This is a genomic window from Inquilinus sp. CA228, from assembly GCF_052078665.1.
Classification (GTDB): Bacteria; Pseudomonadota; Alphaproteobacteria; order DSM-16000; family Inquilinaceae; genus Inquilinus.
Genome location: NZ_JBQJIK010000055.1, coordinates 23,391 through 39,350, shown reverse-complemented (window position 1 = coordinate 39,350; position 15,960 = coordinate 23,391). Strand labels below are relative to the sequence as shown.

16 protein-coding genes are annotated in these 15,960 nt (G+C 71.1%); 5 read left to right on the top strand and 11 right to left on the bottom strand.

Annotated features, from left to right (window positions below):
• Positions 1-27: 27 nt before the first annotated feature.
• On the top strand, positions 28-282 hold the full coding sequence (locus ACTOWL_RS25195) for a hypothetical protein (RefSeq protein WP_441324037.1): 255 nt from the start codon (positions 28-30) through the stop codon (positions 280-282).
• 97 nt (positions 283-379) lie between these two features.
• Here the strand turns inward: ACTOWL_RS25195 and ACTOWL_RS25190 are convergent, their stop codons facing one another.
• Genes ACTOWL_RS25190 through ACTOWL_RS25180 form a run of 3 tightly spaced genes read right to left on the bottom strand, consistent with a single transcriptional unit; the run spans position 380 to position 4,522 of the window.
• Positions 380-1,768, bottom strand: coding sequence for a M20 family metallopeptidase (locus tag ACTOWL_RS25190; protein ID WP_441324036.1), 1,389 nt, complete (start codon positions 1,766-1,768; stop codon positions 380-382).
• Positions 1,765-2,169 (bottom strand): hypothetical protein, encoded by a 405-nt coding sequence (locus ACTOWL_RS25185; protein ID WP_441324035.1) that lies wholly within the window; start codon positions 2,167-2,169, stop codon positions 1,765-1,767. The genes ACTOWL_RS25190 and ACTOWL_RS25185 overlap by 4 nt, the downstream gene beginning before the upstream one ends.
• A gap of 25 nt (positions 2,170-2,194) precedes the next feature.
• The gene (locus ACTOWL_RS25180) at positions 2,195-4,522 is read right to left on the bottom strand and encodes a molybdopterin guanine dinucleotide-containing S/N-oxide reductase (protein ID WP_441324034.1); all 2,328 of its coding nucleotides are present in this window, start codon (positions 4,520-4,522) and stop codon (positions 2,195-2,197) included.
• Positions 4,523-4,684: 162 nt separating this feature from the next.
• Here ACTOWL_RS25180 and ACTOWL_RS25175 point away from each other — a divergent pair, with 162 nt between their 5' ends.
• Positions 4,685-5,575, top strand: a complete 891-nt coding sequence (locus tag ACTOWL_RS25175) for a YihY/virulence factor BrkB family protein (protein ID WP_441324033.1) — start codon at positions 4,685-4,687, stop codon at positions 5,573-5,575.
• Between the two features lie 30 nt (positions 5,576-5,605).
• On the opposite strand, the gene ACTOWL_RS25170 is transcribed toward ACTOWL_RS25175, so the two are convergent.
• From ACTOWL_RS25170 to ACTOWL_RS25150, 5 genes are all read right to left on the bottom strand, one after another.
• Entirely contained in the window at positions 5,606-6,397 is a 792-nt protein-coding gene (locus ACTOWL_RS25170; RefSeq protein ID WP_441324032.1) for a transporter substrate-binding domain-containing protein, read from the bottom strand.
• 70 nt (positions 6,398-6,467) lie between these two features.
• Positions 6,468-7,196 (bottom strand): amino acid ABC transporter ATP-binding protein, encoded by a 729-nt coding sequence (locus tag ACTOWL_RS25165; RefSeq protein WP_441324031.1) that lies wholly within the window; start codon positions 7,194-7,196, stop codon positions 6,468-6,470.
• Entirely contained in the window at positions 7,171-7,833 is a 663-nt protein-coding gene (locus ACTOWL_RS25160; protein ID WP_441324030.1) for an amino acid ABC transporter permease, read from the bottom strand. The genes ACTOWL_RS25165 and ACTOWL_RS25160 overlap by 26 nt, the downstream gene beginning before the upstream one ends.
• A gap of 10 nt (positions 7,834-7,843) precedes the next feature.
• Complete coding sequence (locus ACTOWL_RS25155; protein WP_441324029.1) at positions 7,844-8,527, bottom strand: amino acid ABC transporter permease; 684 nt, start codon at positions 8,525-8,527, stop codon at positions 7,844-7,846.
• A gap of 51 nt (positions 8,528-8,578) precedes the next feature.
• Positions 8,579-9,295, bottom strand: a complete 717-nt coding sequence (locus ACTOWL_RS25150) for a GntR family transcriptional regulator (RefSeq protein WP_441324028.1) — start codon at positions 9,293-9,295, stop codon at positions 8,579-8,581.
• A 305-nt stretch (positions 9,296-9,600) separates the two neighbouring features.
• On the opposite strand from ACTOWL_RS25150, the gene ACTOWL_RS25145 reads away from it, so the two are divergent.
• Entirely contained in the window at positions 9,601-10,155 is a 555-nt protein-coding gene (locus ACTOWL_RS25145) for a hypothetical protein (RefSeq protein WP_441324027.1), read from the top strand.
• Positions 10,156-10,383: 228 nt separating this feature from the next.
• On the top strand, positions 10,384-11,637 hold the full coding sequence (locus ACTOWL_RS25140) for an ankyrin repeat domain-containing protein (protein WP_441324026.1): 1,254 nt from the start codon (positions 10,384-10,386) through the stop codon (positions 11,635-11,637).
• A gap of 9 nt (positions 11,638-11,646) precedes the next feature.
• On the opposite strand, the gene ACTOWL_RS25135 is transcribed toward ACTOWL_RS25140, so the two are convergent.
• The gene (locus ACTOWL_RS25135; RefSeq protein ID WP_441324025.1) at positions 11,647-13,173 is read right to left on the bottom strand and encodes an MFS transporter; all 1,527 of its coding nucleotides are present in this window, start codon (positions 13,171-13,173) and stop codon (positions 11,647-11,649) included.
• Positions 13,174-13,189: 16 nt separating this feature from the next.
• A complete protein-coding gene (locus tag ACTOWL_RS25130) occupies positions 13,190-13,930 on the bottom strand; it encodes an SDR family oxidoreductase (protein ID WP_441324024.1) in 741 nt (246 codons plus the stop codon).
• A 102-nt stretch (positions 13,931-14,032) separates the two neighbouring features.
• Here ACTOWL_RS25130 and ACTOWL_RS25125 point away from each other — a divergent pair, with 102 nt between their 5' ends.
• Positions 14,033-14,671 (top strand): TetR/AcrR family transcriptional regulator, encoded by a 639-nt coding sequence (locus tag ACTOWL_RS25125; protein WP_441324023.1) that lies wholly within the window; start codon positions 14,033-14,035, stop codon positions 14,669-14,671.
• Here the strand turns inward: ACTOWL_RS25125 and ACTOWL_RS25120 are convergent.
• Complete coding sequence (locus ACTOWL_RS25120) at positions 14,640-15,905, bottom strand: VTT domain-containing protein (RefSeq protein WP_441324022.1); 1,266 nt, start codon at positions 15,903-15,905, stop codon at positions 14,640-14,642. The two genes, ACTOWL_RS25125 and ACTOWL_RS25120, sit on opposite strands and share 32 nt — an antisense overlap.
• Positions 15,906-15,960: the final 55 nt, after the last annotated feature.

Sequence of the window (15,960 nt, the reverse complement as noted above, 5' to 3'; positions counted from 1 at the left end):
TGGCATCGGCGAAGCCCGGAGGCGAACGTGTTGCGAGTTTATTGCGATTTCCAGGACAGCACCGAGGATGGTCGATGCTGGATCCTTTGGTACGACGGCAAGCCACTCGAAGAGCAAGCGACCCAACTCGGCCTGAAGGAAGGCGATCGCGTTCTCCTTTATCAGGATGACTGCGATTCTGAGGTCGAAGCCGCCTTACTGTTCAATCAAACGCATAATTATTTTCTTGGCGAGCAGCTGTGTGCCCTTATCGACGAGAGCACCTGGCGAAGGCTTGATTGAGAAAGACTCATCGTAAATTTTGAGTTCAAGAGCAAGCTCTGTGGTTGGGTTCGCGGCCGCAAACCCAACATTGACGCCGAGGCAAAAGATGTTGGGTTCAGCCCTTCGGCCTGCCCGCCTCGCCCAGGTCCCAGAACAGTCCGGTCATCATCTGCAGCCCCTCGCGGGCGAGCGGGGCCAGCAGGTGTTCGTCCGGCCCGTGCTGGCGGCAGCCGCCATAGGAGTGCGGCACCCAGACCGTGGCCAGGCCCAGCGTGCCGGCGAAGACCTCGTTCGGCAGCGACCCGCCGACATTCGGCAGCACCATCGGCGCCGCGCCGGTGGTGGCGGCGATCGAGGCGGCGGCCCAGCGCGCCCAGGGGTCGTCGGGGTCGAGCCGCGTCGCCAGCATCGGCGTGCCGGATCCGCTGACCTCGATGCCGCGGAAACCCTGCGTCTCGAGATGGGCGCTGACCGTGCCGGGCAGGTCCGAGACATCGGTGCCGACGACGAAGCGCAGCTGGCAATGCACCCGCGCGGTGGGCGGGATCGCATTCTGCGGCGCGTCCGGCGTGCCGGCGGTGAAGGCCAGCACCTCCAGCGTGTTCCAGCCGAACACCCGCTCGGCCGGGCTCAGCCCCGGCTCGCCCCAGCCCTCGGCCAGCGGCGCGCCTTCGGCATCGCGGGCGATGGCGACATCGGCCAGGGCGCGGCGCACCGAGTCCGGGACCGGCGGCGGCCGCAGCCCGGGCACGCGGATGGCGCCGCGGGAATCGACCAGCGCTGCGACGGCATTGGCCAGGATGGTGGCGGGGTTGGGCAGCAGGCCGCCCCAGTTGCCGGAATGGTGGCTGCCCTCGCGCAGGGTCAGGCGCAGGTCGAAATTGATCACCCCGCGGGTGCCGAGCGCGATCATCGGCCGGGCGACGTCGAGCCGCGGCCCGTCGGACGCGATCAGCACGTCGGCGGCCAGCAGGTCGCGGTTCGCGGCGCAGATCGCGTCCAGGCCGGGCGAGCCGATCTCCTCGCTGGTCTCGACCAGGAAGGCCATGTTGAAGCCCAGCCGGCCGCCGCGGGCCTGCAGCACCTGCTCGATGGCGGCGATGTTGATCGAATGCTGGCCCTTGTTGTCGGCGGTGCCGCGGCCGTACCAGCGGTCGCCCTCGACCGTGATCCGCCAGGGGTCGAGCCCGGCCCGCCAGCGCTCGGGCGCGCCCAGCACCACGTCGCCATGGCCGTAGCACAGCACGCCGGGCAGGCCGTCGCCCTCCTGCCGCCGGGCGATCAGCGCCGGGGCATCGGGCGCGGCCGGGTTCGGCACGAGATGCAGATCGAAGCCGAGCCGGGCCAGGCTGGGCCCAATCTCGCGCTGCAGATAGTCGAGCAGCGGCGCGCGGTCGGCCGCCTGGCTTTCGGTGCGGATGCCGATGCGGCGGTCGAGATCGGCCTTGAAGCCGCCCTCGTCGAAATAGCGCGCCGCCCCGGCGATCGCCGCGTCCCGTGTCATGTCCTGCCTCCGCTGGGGACCGGGCGGTCGGGGCCCGGCGCCCTTGACTTGCTGATCTCATCCGCCAGAGCCCGCGCGATCAGGAGCGTCAGGTTTCTGTTCTTGCCTCTCAGGCCGCGGGCATAGTGATGCACGGAAACGACTTCGACCGGCGAGTAGCACCCGCCTGGGACGCGGGGGATCTCGCAGCTCGCGACCTGGTCGCCATTAACCAGGAGCGTGTAGGAATCCTCGCCCTGGCCGGGGACATGACCCAGAAAGAAGGCGCTCTCGATCCGTCCGAAATGGCGAACCAGCTCCGACAACAGCTCCGGATGCCGGCCCTCCACCATGAGGCTCCGCTGTCCCTGGAGCAGGCGGGCGCGGATGCCCTCCTCCAGGGTGCTGCCGACGAGCTTCACGGGGTCACCCCCGGCAGCCCGTCCCCTACCCCGCCGCCTCGGCCTTGGGGGCGAGGATCACCGGCGGGTCGAAGGCGGTGACGCGGGGCGCCGGGCCTTCGAGCCTGGCGATCTCCACCAGGCAGGTGTGGGCGCTGGGCCCCTGCCCCAGCCGCGACGTGCCGTGGTCGCGGGTCAGGACGTTCGGGTTGCCGTGCTTGCACAGCGCCCCGATTTCGCCCGGCACCTCCGGGTCGTACCAGGCGCCGGTGGCGAGCTGGATCACGCCTTGCATCACCCGGTCGGTGACCAGCGCCCCGGCCAGGCAGGCGCCGCGGTCGTTGAACAGCCGCACCACGTCGCCGTCCTGGATGCCGCGAGCGGCGGCGTCGGTCGGGTGGATCCACACCGGCTCGCGGTCGGCCACCTTCTCGCTGCGGCTGGTCACGCCGGCGTCGAGCTGGCTGTGCAGCCGGGTCTTCGGCTGGTTCGAGATCAGGTGCAGCGGGAAGCGCTCGGTCGCCGGCGAGCCGAGCCATTCCGCCGGCTCGAACCAGGTCGGGTGGCCCGGGCAGTCGTCATAGCCGAAGCCGGCGATGCGGTCGGAGAAGATCTCGATCCGGCCGCTCGGCGTCGGCAGCTTGTTGGCCACCGGATCGGCGCGAAACGCCTGCAGCAGGATCTTCGGCTGGTCCGACAGCGGCAGCTCGACATGGCCGATCTCCCAGAACTCCTGGAAGCCGGGCAGCTCGATCCCCGCCTCGGCGGCGGTGCGACGGTCGCCGTCGTAGAAGAACCGCACCCAGCCCATCTCGTCGCGGCCCTCGGTGAAGGCCTCGCGGGCGCCGGCCCGGTCCGACAGCTCGGTCAGGATGTCGAAGTCGCTGCGCGACTGGCCGACCGGCGGGATCGCCTGTGGCATGGCCAGGATGTAGGGATCGCGCGCGGCGCCGCCGATGTCGTTGCGCTCGAAGCTGGTGGTGGCCGGCAGCACGATGTCGGCGCGGCGGGCCACCGGGGTCCACCACGGCTCCTGCACGATCACCGTCTCCGGCTTCGCCCAGGCCCGCAGCAGGCGGTTGAGGTCCTGGTGGTGGTGGAACGGGTTGCCGCCGGCCCAGTAGACCAGCCGCGTGTCCGGATAGGTGATGCGGTGGCCGTTGTAGTCGTCCTCCTCACCCGGCCGCAGCAGCAGGTCGGAGATGCGGGCGACCGGGATGTAGCGGCCGGTCGGGTTCGGGCCGGGGATGATGCGGGCGCGGCTGCGGCCGTCGCTGGCCGAGCCGACATTGGCCTCGGCGCCGTAGCCATAGCCGATGCCGCCGCCGGGCAGGCCGATCTGGCCCAGCATCGCCGCCAGCACCGTGCCCATCCAGTAGGGCTGCTCGCCATGGTCGCCGCGCTGCAGCGACCAGCTGAGGCTGATCATGGTGCGCTGCGACGCCATGCGCCGCGCCAGGCCGCGGATGGTGTCGGCGGACAGGCCGGAGATCGCAGCGGCCCAGTCGGCGTCCTTCGGGGTGCCGTCGGACTGGCCCATCAGATAGGGCAGGAAGCGGTCGAAGCCGGCGGTGCAGCGGTCGACGAAGGCGCGGTCGTACCGCCCCTCGGCCACCAGCGTGTGGGCCAGGCCGAGCATGATCGCGGTGTCGGTGTTCGGCCGCGGCGCCAGCCATTCGGCGCCCGTCTCCTCCGCCATGTCGTCGCGCACCGGGCCGATATAGACGAACTGCACCCCGGCCTCGCGGCTGCGGCGGTTCCAGTCGCGCTGCTGGTGCTTGCCGGTGCCGCCGGAGGCGATCTGGCTGTTGCGCGGCGGCATGCCGCCGAAGGCCACGACCAGGCGGCCGTCGCTGACGATGCTGCGCCAGTCGGTGGTCTCGGTCAGCACCCGGTTGAAGTCGCCGATGATGTGCGGGATCAGCGGCAGCGCCGCGCCGAAGCTGTAGTTGTTGACCGAGGCGGTGAAACCGCCGGTGAAGCCCAGCATCCGGCGCAGCAGCGTCGGCGCGTTGTGCAGCCGGCCGGCGCTGCCCCAGCCGTAGCTGCCGCCATAGATCGCCTCGGGGCCGTGCTCGGTCCGCACCCGCTCCAGCTCGCCTGCCACCAGCTCCAGCGCCGTCTCCCACGACACCGGCACGAAGGCGTCGGCGCCGCGGCGGCTGCCGTCGCTGTTGTGGCGCTGGGCCAGCCAGCCGGCCCGGACCATCGGCTGCGAGACGCGCAGGTTGCCATGCACCATGCCGGGCAGCGAATTGATGATCGGCGACGGGTCGATGTCGCTGGCATAGGGCTGGATGCCGACCATCTTGTTGCCCTCGACGACGGCCATGACGGCGCCGTAGTGGCTGGAGGACGGGCTCAGACGAGGCACGGCATTTCTCCCGGATCGGTCGCGGCAAGCAGCCCAGATGGTCGCAGCCGCGCCGGCCGCGTCAACCGGATTTCCGTCATGGCCGCCAACACCTATGGTCGGCGAGGTAGAACGGTGCGGCCGAATCGCCGTTCGAAATCATGAGGAGCCGGGCGGAAGCGGATGACGGCGGAAGGCGGAACGGCACCGAAGACGGACCGGCGTTGGCGGCGCAGGGCGCGGCGCGGCGGCATCGTGCTGTGGCGGGTCTGGGGCGAGATCGGCGAGGACCGGGTGTTCGCCCTGGCCGCCGGCGTCGCCTACTACACCCTGCTGGCGCTGTTCCCGGCGATCGGCGTGTTCGTCTCGCTGTACGGGCTGGTCGCCGATGTCTCGACCGTGCAGCAGAACATCGAGGACCTCGCCCTGATCCTGCCGGCCGGCAGCCTGGACCTGATCGCCGGGCAGATGCAGCGCATCGCCAGCCAGCCGCCGAAGAGCCTGGGCATCGCCTTCTTCGCCGGCCTCGCCATCTCGCTGTGGAGCGCCAATGCCGGGGTCAAGGCGATGTTCGACGCGCTGAACGTCGCCTATGACGAGGAGGAGCGGCGCGGCTTCGTGCGGCTCAACATGGTGTCGCTGCTGTTCACGGTCTGCGCCATCGGCTTCGCCGTGCTGGCGCTGGCGGTGGTGGTGGCGGCGCCGATCGCGCTGCAGCTCATCGGCCTCGGCTCCGACGCCGGCACGCTGATCCGGCTGCTGCGCTGGCCGGCGCTGTACCTGGCGACGATCATGGCGCTGACGCTGGTCTACCGCTACGGCCCCGGCGGCCGGCGCGAGCACTGGCTGAACTGGGGCGGCATCGTCGCCGCGACCATCTGGATCGGCGGCTCGATGCTGTTCTCCTGGTACGTCGCCCGCTTCGCCAATTACGGCGCGACCTACGGCTCGCTGGGCGCCGTGATCGGCTTCCTGACCTGGATCTGGCTGTCGACGGTGATCTTCCTGATCGGCGCCGAGCTGAACTCCGAGATCGAGCGCGAACGCGACCGGCGGCCGAGACGGGACCGCTGAGGAGCGGCCCCGGCCCGGCGCCGTCGTCCGTCAGCGGGTGATCAGATCCGCCGGCAGGTCGCGGCCGTGGAACTTCTTGAAGGTGGCGTTCAGGCTGCCATCGGCGAAATGCGCCTTGATCCAGTCGTCGAGCCAGGCCTTCAGCTTCGGCTCGCCCTTCGGCAGGGCGATGCCGAGATTCAACTCCTGCTGCACGAACTTGGTCTCCAGCTTCTCCGTCCGGCCCTTGTTCATCTCTGCCACCACGGCGCTCTGGGTCGAGACGATGTCGACCTGGCCCGAGACCGCCGCCGTGATCAGCGTCGCGTCGTCCTCGAAGCGGACGATCTCGGCATCCTTGGCGTTCTTGGTCACCAGCGTGTCGTTGACCGTCGCCCGGGTCACGCCGATGCGCTTGCCGGCGAGGTCGGCATAGTCCTTGACCGCCACCCCGGCCGGGGCCGCGACCTCGATGTTCAGCGTGGCGTAAGGGATGGTGAAGTCCACCGCCTTCTTGCGCTCCTCGGTGATCGCCAGGTCGGCGACCAGCAGGTCGGCCTTGCCGGTCTGGATCGTCGGCACCCGGGCGGCGTTGGTGATCTGCACCAGCTCAAGCTCGGCGCCCAGGGCCTTGGCGATCATCTGCGCCGTCTCGACGTCCGAGCCCGTGGGCTGCAGCTTGTCGTCGACGAAGGCGAACAACGGCACGCCCATGGCCACGGCGATGCGCACCTTCTTGGTCGACTGGATGTCGTCCAGCGATTCCGCCTGCACCACCGGCGCGGCCGCGACCCACAGCGCCGCCGCCGCGGCGGCGACCTTCAGCATTCCTGTCAGCGTCATGACGTTCCTCCACCCTTTTGCACGTTTTGCGTCGGCCGGCCCCGACCGGATCGACATCGATTTTCCGCGATCAGAGCCCGTTGGAGAGGAAGTCGCGGAGCTCCCCCGTCCCCGGGGCCGCGAGCATGTCGCCCGACCCCGTCTCCCAGACCTTGCCCAGATGCATGAAGATGATCCGGTTGGCGACGCGGCGGGCGAACGCCATCTCATGCGTCACCACCAGCATGGTCATGCCGCCGCGGGCCAGGCCCTCCATCACCCTCAGCACCTCGCCCGTCAGATGCGGGTCGAGCGCCGAGGTGACCTCGTCGAACAGCATCACCTTCGGGTTCATCGCCAGCGACCGGGCGATCGCCACCCGCTGCTGCTGGCCGCCCGACAGCTGCTCGGGATAGGCGTTGATCTTGTCGGCCAGGCCGACCCGGTCCAGCGCGGCGCGCGCCAGGTCGCGCACCTCGGCGCCGCGCATCCGGCGCACCCGGCGCGGCGCCAGGGTGATGTTCTGCTCCACCGTCAGATGCGGGAACAGGTTGTAGCTCTGGAACACCATGCCGACGTCCTGGCGCAGCGCGCGCAGGTTCAGGTCGGCCGCGTCGACCCGGTGGCCGCAGACCTCAATGTGGCCCGACTGGATCGTCTCCAGCCGGTTGACGCAGCGCAGCGCCGTGCTCTTGCCCGAGCCGCTGCGGCCGATGATGGCGACGACCTCGCCCTTGGCGACCTCGAAGGAGACGCCCTTGAGCACCTCGAGCTCGCCGAAGCGCTTGTGGACATCACGCAGCGTGACGACGGCCGACATTCATCTTCCTTTCGAGGGAACGGCTCCAGCGCGACAGCGGGTAGCAGAGGGCGAAGTAGATCAGCCCGGCGATGCCGAAGACGAGGAATGGCTGGAACAGCGAGTTGTTGATGACCTGGGCGGCGCGGGTCAGCTCGATGAAGCCGACCACCGAGGCCAGCGACGTGCTCTTCAGCACCTGCACCAGGAAGCCCACCGTCGGCGCCGTGGCGATGCGCGCCGCCTGGGGCAGCAGGACGTCGGTCAGCACCTGCCAGCGGTTCAGCGCCAGGCACTCGGCCGCCTCGCTCTGAGTCTTCGGCACCGCCTCGACGCAGCCGCGCCAGATCTCGCCGAGGAAGGCGCTGCAATAGATCATCAGCGACATGCCGGCGGCGAGCAACGGCGGCACCTCGATGCCGACGATGCCGAGGCCGAAATAGACCAGGAACAGCAGGATCAGCAACGGCGTGCCCTGGACGATCTGGACATAGACGAAGGCGGCCCGGCGCAGGATCCGGCCGCGCGCGATGCGCAGCAGCATGACGCCGAAGCCGGCGACGCCGCCGAGGGCGAAGGCCAGCAGCGAGAGCACGACGGTCCAGGCCGCGCCCTGCAGCAGGTAGATCAGGTGATTGATGGTGAAGGCGCCGCCCATGCCGGCCTCCTCAGAGCGGGGTGCCGAGCCGGCGCCGGCGCGGGAAGATCGCCTGGCCGAACAGGTGGAAGCCGAACTTCAGCAACAGCGCCATGGCCAGGTACAGCAGCGCCACGACGATGTAGGTCTCGAACGGCCGGAAGGTGTCGGACTGGATGTTGTTGGCGATCGCCGTCAGCTCCTCGGCCGAGATCTGCGAGGTGACGGAGGAGGACAGCATCATCAGCACGAACTGGCTGGTCAGGGCGGGATACACCCGTTCCAGCGCCGGGCGCAGGATCACGTCCCAGTAGATCTGCGGCGTCGACAGGCCCAGCGCCTGGGCCGCCTCGACCTGGCCGGGCGGCACCGTGTCCATGCCGGCGCGCACGATCTCGGCCGTGTAAGCACCGACATTGATCACCATGGTCAGCACCGCGGCGGCGAAGATCGGCAGCCTGAGGCCGATGCTGGACAGGCCGAAGAACAGGAAGAAGATCTGGATCAGGTAGGGGGTGTTGCGGACGATCTCGACATAGGCGCCGCACAGCCCGGCGATCCAGCGCGACCGGCCACGCCGACCGATGGCCAGGACCACGCCGATGGCGAGGCCCAGCACGGTCGCCACCGCCGTCATCTGCAGCGTCATCAGCGCGCCGTGCAGGAAGGACGGCCAGTAGTCCCGCAGGCTGTCGAAATCGAACTCGTACCGCATCGGGCGTACGCCCCCTCCCCCTGTGCTCGCCGTGTCCCCGGCTGCCGCGGCTCAGTAGCCGGGCGGCGGCGCGTCGACGAAATAGTCCGGATTGTGGTCCTTGATGCCGCCGAGATCGGCCAGCAGCGCCCCGAGATGCGTCCCCATCGTCGCCGCCGCCCGGTCCGGGTCGTGCGCCTCGATCCCGCCCAGGATGGCGCCGTGCTCGGCGATGATCCGGGCCAGCCTTCCCTCCTCCGGCAAGGTCAGCCGGCGGTAGCGGTCGACCTGGATCTTGACCTGCTGCACCAGGGTCCAGATGCCGGGATGGCCGGCGGCCTCGGCGATGCCGGCATGGAAGGCTTCGTCGGCCTGGTGGAAGCCGTCGCGGTCGCCCGCCGCCTCGGTCTCACGTAGCCGCTCCATCACCGCGTGCAGGATGGCGACCTGGCTGCGGCTGGCCCGTTCGGCGGCCATCCGTGCCGTCGTCTCCTCCAGCGATTTGCGGATGATGATCGCCTCGGGCAGGGCATGCACCGGGATGCGCGACACGAAGGTGCCCGATTGCGGAAAGATGTCGACCAGCCCCTCATCGGCCAGGCGCAGCACCGCCTCGCGCACCGGGGTGCGGCTGACGCCGTAACCCTCGGCGATCTCCTTTTCCGCCAGCGGCGTGCCCGGCTTCAGGCGCAGGGCGACGATGTCGCTGCGCAGCGCCCGCCGAATCAGGGCCGAGGCGGTGGCCGGCTGCCCCTGCGACAGCGCATCGAGCCGCGGCGATCGCGGCATCCGCCGCCGTCCCGCCGGTCCGTCCTCCGCCGCCGCGCTGCGCATCCGCACCCTCCCTGCGATTCTGATATGCAACATATACTAAAATATCAGTTGAGCAAGTGCGACGGCGCGTCCCGCCCCGCTCCAGGGATTCCGCGGGTGTCCGTTTTGCCCGAAGGAATGACTCGCCATCCGCGACAGGCTGTGACTTGATTCTGGTGGGCGAAGCCCCTTTGAATAAAACACCGAAGGTCGTGGCGTCCCTGAACCATGGGAGCAATGCGGCGGGGCGTGCATACGAGGGAGAGCGAGGAGAGATGGCGATGAAGCAGCGGGCCCCCCAGCGGCTGAAGCAGATGCTGAAGAGTTGCGGCGCACGCGTGGATGCCAGGGTGCGGGAACAGCTGGCATCGCTGCCGGCGGGCTGGACCCGGCCGGTGACCGGCATGTTCGCGCGGGTCGAACGCATCCTGACCGACGAGGAACGCCAGACCTTCCGCTGGACCGAGGTGCGCGACCGCGACGGGCGCCTTGCCGCCTCCTGGTCCGGGGCGCGGGATTCGGGCGTGCTGATCGACCAGATCGTCGAGGAGGCGGTGACCGACCTGTCCGACACCGGCCCCGCCGGCTGGAAGAATTCGGCCGCCGAGCTGGCCACCAGCATCCGCGGCATGGCGGCGAAGGCGTCGTCGCCGGCCGCCGCGGCCAAGGCCGCTGCCGCCGCCCTGCCGGTGCTGATCGCCGAGGCGCAGGCCTATTTCCGCAATCCCGATGCCGAGGCCGGCGCCATCACCCAGCAGATCCGCGAAGCGCTGCAGCGCCTGGACCACGAGGCGCGCCGGTCGCTGCGCGCCAAGCTGATCCCGGACGCGTCGTAAGCCTGCGATTCCGGATCGGGTCGGAGCCTCCCCGCGCCGCGGGGAGGCTTTTTCAATTGTGCCCCCCGGATTGACGGCCGCACCGCATCGCCCCTAGTCTCGGATCACGGTCGGGAGGCGACCGACGGTCCGCGTGAAGGGTTGAACCCACCTCCGGCTTTGGTTGATCGCACATCTTCTTTCCGGCCCGTCGACGCGGACATCGGGCCATGAGAAAGAAGGTGTTCCATGGCTGAATCGCTTCCCCCGCGTCCCGACATCGACTGGCTGAGAAAGACCGCCAAGCAGCGGCTGGCCGTGCTGCGCGCCGAGGATCCCGGCGCGCGGCTGCATCAGGCCCAGCTGGCGGTCGCCCGCGACCACGGCTTCCCGAGCTGGCGCGCCCTGAAGGCGCATGTCGATGCCCTGAGCCTGGACGGGCAGGTCGTCGCCGCAACGCTGCGCGGCCGGGCCGACGAGCTGGACGCTCTGCTGGCCGCCCACCCGGCCAAGCGCGACATCACCGGCGGCAGCTGGAACCGGCCGCTGCTGCACCTGGCCGCTGAGGCCGGCCATCTCGCCTGCGTCGAGCTGCTGCTGCGGCGTGGCGTCGAGATCGACCGGCGCGACCGCTCCGACAATGCCACCGCGTTGCACTGGGCCGCGAGCGGCGGGCAACTGGCGGTCGTCGACCGCCTGCTGGCGGCCGGGGCCGATCCGGACGGCGCCGGCGACGAGCACGAGCTGGGCGCGATCGGCTGGGCCACCTGCTTCCGCCAGACCCATGCGGCGGTGGCCGAGCGGCTGCTGGCGGCCGGGGCCGCGCCGACCGTCCTCTCCGCCGTCGCGCTCGGCCGCGAGGACCTGGTCCGGTCGCTGGCCGCGGCTGACCCGGCCCAGGTGATGCGGCCGATGAGCCGGTTCGATCGCCGCCGCACGCCGCTGCACCTGGCGGTGATCAAGAACCGGCCGGGGATGGTGCGGCTGCTGCTGCAGCTGGGCGCCGATCCGCGCGCCGTCGACAACCGCGGCGACGGCCCGCTGGACGGGCTGCCGCCCAATGCCGATCCCGGCATCCCCCGGCTGCTCGCCGAGGCCGGCGCCGCGCCGAAGGACACGCCCCGCTTCCGCGGCCTGATCCCGATCCTGAACGTGCGCAACGTGCCGGCCGCCATCGCCTATTACCGCGACAAGCTGGGCTTCCGGCTGGACTGGGAATGGGGCGACCCGTCCGGCTTCGCCTGCATCGACCGCGGCAGCGCCCGCATCTTCCTGTGCCAGGGGGCGCAGGGCGGGCCCGGCATGTGGCTGTGCATCGACGTCGAGGATGTCGACGCGCTGCACCGCGAGTACCAGGCCAGCGGCGCCATCATCCGCCAGCCGCCGACCAACTTCCCCTGGGGCATGCGCGAGATGAACGTCGAGGACATCGACGGCCACCGGCTGCGCATGGGCGGGGAAGCGACCGGATCGGCCGACGGGGTGGATCTGATGGAATCGTAGAGGCGGCGGTTACGCCTCGCAGGCTTCAACGGCCTGGCGCCGGTCGCGCCGCCGCAGCAAGGCGTAGGCGACCAGCGCCGCCGCCAGGGTGGCGGCGACCAGCACGGCCAGCATCGCCTGGAAGGCGGCGCCATAGGCCTGCGCCAGCGCCGCCCGGCCGAGGCCGGGCAGCAGCGCCTCGGCCCGGCCCATGTCGCCGCCGGCCAGGGCGTTGACCGCGTCCGCCACCCCGGCCTCGCCGCCGGCAGCCCGGTGCAGGCCGGACTGGCCGAGCGCCACCACCAGGGCGCCGGCGGCGGCGATCGCCACCGCCTCCCCCGCCACCCGCATGGTCGAGAAGATGCCGGTGGCCATGCCGGCGCGCTCGCGCGGCACGACGCTGACCGAGAGGTCGTCCATCAGCCCCCAAGGCAGGCCGGTGCCGATGCCGATCACCAGCATCGGCAGAGCCAGGGTCACGACCCCGGCGCCGACCGGGACGGCGGCGAGCCAGCCGAGGCCGAGCGCGGCGATCACCAGGCCGACCGCCGACAGCACCGCCGCCGGGATCCGGCGGGCCAGCATGCCGGCCAGGAACGGCACCACCGCCATCGGCGCTGACAGCGCGATCATCAGCCCGCCGGCCTCGATCTCGCTCATCCCCTCGGCCCCGATGAAGCGCACCGGCAGCAGCACCAGCGGCACCACGAAGCAGACCGCCGTGGCGATCGGCAGGAACTGCGCCCCGACGAAGCGCGGGTAGCGGAACAGCGACAGGTCCAGCATCGGCCGCCGCACCCGGGTCTCGACCGCGACGAACAGCGCCAGCATCGCCGCGGCACCGAGCAGCAGGGCCAGCACCACCGGGCTGCCCCAGCCGTCCTGCGGCCCCTGCATGATGCAGAACGTCAGCAGGCCGAGGGCGGCGGTGAAGCTGAACAGCCCCGGCCAGTCGACGCCGGTGGCGCCGGGGTCGCGCGATTCCCGCATCCGCGGCACGCCGAACAGCAGCACCAGGACGCCGATCGCGGTGCCGGTCAGGAAGATGGCGCGCCAGCCCAGCGTCTCCACCAGCACGCCGGCCAGGATCGGGCCGAAGGCCAGGCCGATGCCGAAGCTGGTGCCGAGCAGGCTGAAGGCGCGGGTGCGGGCCGGGCCTTCGAACTCCTGCGCCAGCGAGGCGGCGCCGCCGGCCATGGCGATCGCGGCGGCGATGCCCTGGGCGCCGCGCAGGAGGTCGAGCGCCACCACCGTCGGCGCGAAGCCCAGCACCAGCGACAGCAGGGCGAAGCCGGCCACGCCGATGGCGAACATGCGCTTGCGGCCGAGCTGGTCGGCCAAGGCTCCCGCGGCCATGACGAAGCTGCCGAAGCTGAGCACGAAGGCGTTCACCACCCAGGCCAGGGCCACCGGGCTGCCGCCAAGCTCGCGCCCGATCGCCGGCAGCGCCACGGCCGGGCCGGTGAAGCTGAGCGGCATCATCAGCCCCGCCAGGCAGACGGCGCCCAGCACCCAGGCGCTGTTGCCGGCCTCGTCGGATATGGTTCGCGCGGTCATCTCGGCTCTCCCCGCGTCAGATCGACATGCCGCCGTCGATGGTGAGGGCGGCGCCGGTGACGAAGCGGCTCTCGGCCGAGGCCACCCAGGCGACCAGCCCGGCGATGTCGTCGCCGCTGCCATAGCGCGGGATCGCCATCAGCGACCGCAGCGTGTCGGCGCGTGGCCCGTCGGCCGGGTTCATGTCGGTGTCGGTCGGGCCCGGCTGCACCAGGTTGACGGTGATGCCTTGGGGTCCCAGGTCCCGCGCGGCGCCCTTGACCAGGCCGGTCAGCGCCGTCTTCGACAGGGTGTAGAGCGTGATCCCGGCCCCCGGCACGCGTTCGGCCAGGTTGCTGCCGATGACGATGATCCGCCCGCCCTCCGGCAGGTGCCTGGCGGCCGCCTGGGCGGCGACGAAGACACCGCGGACATTGATCGCGATGCTGCGGTCGAACTCCTCGACCGAGACCTCCGCGAAGGGCTTGTGCACGGCGATGCCGGCATTGGCGACCAGGATGTCGAGCCGGCCGAGCCCTGCCGCCGCCCGGTCCACTGCCGCGGCCGCCGCAACCGGGTCGGCGCTGTCGGCCTGGATCAGCAAGGCGCGCCGGCCCGCCGCCTCGATGTCGCGCGCCACTTCGGCCGCCTTGTCGGGCGAGGAACTGTAGGTGAGGGCCACGTCGGCGCCCTGGCGCGCCAGGCGGCGGGCGATGGCGGCACCGATGCCGCGGCTGGCGCCGGTGACCAGCGCCACCGTTCCGGACAGGTCGGCCATGGGATTGCTCCATATCTTTAATGATCGATAAACAAATAGCTGGCGCAGTTGCATTCCGAGGTCAAGCGAATTATTTATGGATCGTTAAAGAAAGGGATGGAGATGGCGGAGCGCGGCCGACCCCGCGGTTTCGACCGGGACGTGGCCCTGCGGCGGGCGATGGAGCTGTTCTGGCGGCACGGCTATGAGGGCGTGTCGATGGCCGACCTGACCGCGGCGATGGGCATCGCGGCGCCCAGCCTCTACGCCGCCTTCGGCGGCAAGGAGGCGCTGTTCCGCGAGGCGATCGCGCTGTACCGCGCCACCGACGGGTCGGCCACGCGCCGGGCGCTGGACTGCGAGCGCACGGCGCGCGGGGCGATCGAGGCGATGCTGCGCGACAATGCCGACGCCTTCACCGACCCCGGCCTGCCGAATGGCTGCTTCGTCATCCTCGGCGCCATCAACACGGCGCCGGAGCATGAGGGGGTGCGTGCCCATCTGCTGGATCTGCACCAGGAATCCTGCGCCCTGATCCTGCGCCGGCTGGAGCAGGGGGCGGCGGCGGGCGAGTTCCCGCCGGGCCTGGATCTGGCCCCGGTGGCCGGCTTCTATTCGACCGTGCTGGCCGGCCTGTCGATCAAGGCCCGCGACGGCACCGGCCGCCGCGAGATGCACGCCATCATCGACCACGCCATGGCGGCGTGGGATGCGATGGTGGCGGCCGCCCCTAGGCCGGCGGACGCTGCCAGCGGCGGGTGATGCGGTACACCGCGGCCGGCGGGACGTTCGCCACCGCCCGGCCGGTCTTCACCGCCTTGAGCCCGAGCCGGTCCAGGATGGCGCGCGGGACCGGGCAGCGCGGCCCGTAGGTGAACTGGTAGAACGCCCCGTCCGGCCGCAGATGGCGGAAGGCGCCGTCGAGGATGCCGATCACCGTCTTGGCCGGCATCGACAGCACCGGCAGGCCGCTGACCACGGCGCCGGCCTTCTCGCCGTCGAAGGGATCGGCGGTGCCCAGCCGGGCGGCGTCCATGCACAACACCTGCGCCGCCGGATAGCGTTCGCGCAGCAGCGCCGCGAAATCCGGCCCGGCCTCGACCAGCGCCAGCCGCGATTCCGGCACGCCGCGGCCGAGCAGCGCCCGGGTGAAGACGCCGGTGCCAGGCCCGAGCTCGATCACCGGCCCCGTCTCCGGCCCGATCTCGGCAGTCATCGCCGCCGCCAGGGCCCGCCCCGAGGGCACCACCGCGGCCACCCGCAGCGGCGCCTTCAGCCAGGCGCGAAAGAAGGCGAAGTCGTCGGCCGCGTCCTGGCGGCGCGAGGGGCCGGTCGCAGGCCGCGGCGACATCGCGGCGCCCGACATCAGGACCGGCGGCGCGCCGGCGGAGGAGACGGCGACAGCCTGCCGCCGGCGGGAGAAGCTACGCCACATCATCGTGCCCATCAGCTCGAGAGACAGCAACACGACCAGCACCATCAGCGCGAGCGAGGATGCGTTCGGGTTCGGTTCGATCAGCGACGCGGCGGCATAGCCGGTGCCGATGAACAGCCCGTTCCACAGCCCGATCCCGAGGGCGGTCGCAGTGAAGAACATCAAGGGGCGGGCCCGCAGCAGCCCGGCGACGCCGGGCACCACCAGCCGCACGGTCGGGACCAGCTGCGCCACCAGCGCGAAGACCGCCCCGCGGTCGCGCAGCCAGGCGATGCAGCGGTCGACCCGCGCCGGCCCCATGCCGAAGAAGCCGGCGGTGCGGCGCAGCAGCGCCCCGGCCCGGGCCTCGCCCAGGCCCCAGCCCAGCCCGTAGAACAGCGCGCAGCCGGCGATGCCGCCGATCACGGTCATCGCCATGGCCAGCGGCAGCGACCAGTAGCCCTCGCCGACCGCCACCCCGACCGCGACCAGCAGGCCGTAGGAGGGCAGGATCGGCAGCAGGCGCTCGACCAGCATGAGGCCGAACAGTCCGGCGACGCTGCAGGCGGCGATCCAGGGCATGAGGTCTCCCAGCGGGTCCAAGGCCGACTCCCCTGTTATCATAATGGCAATGAGA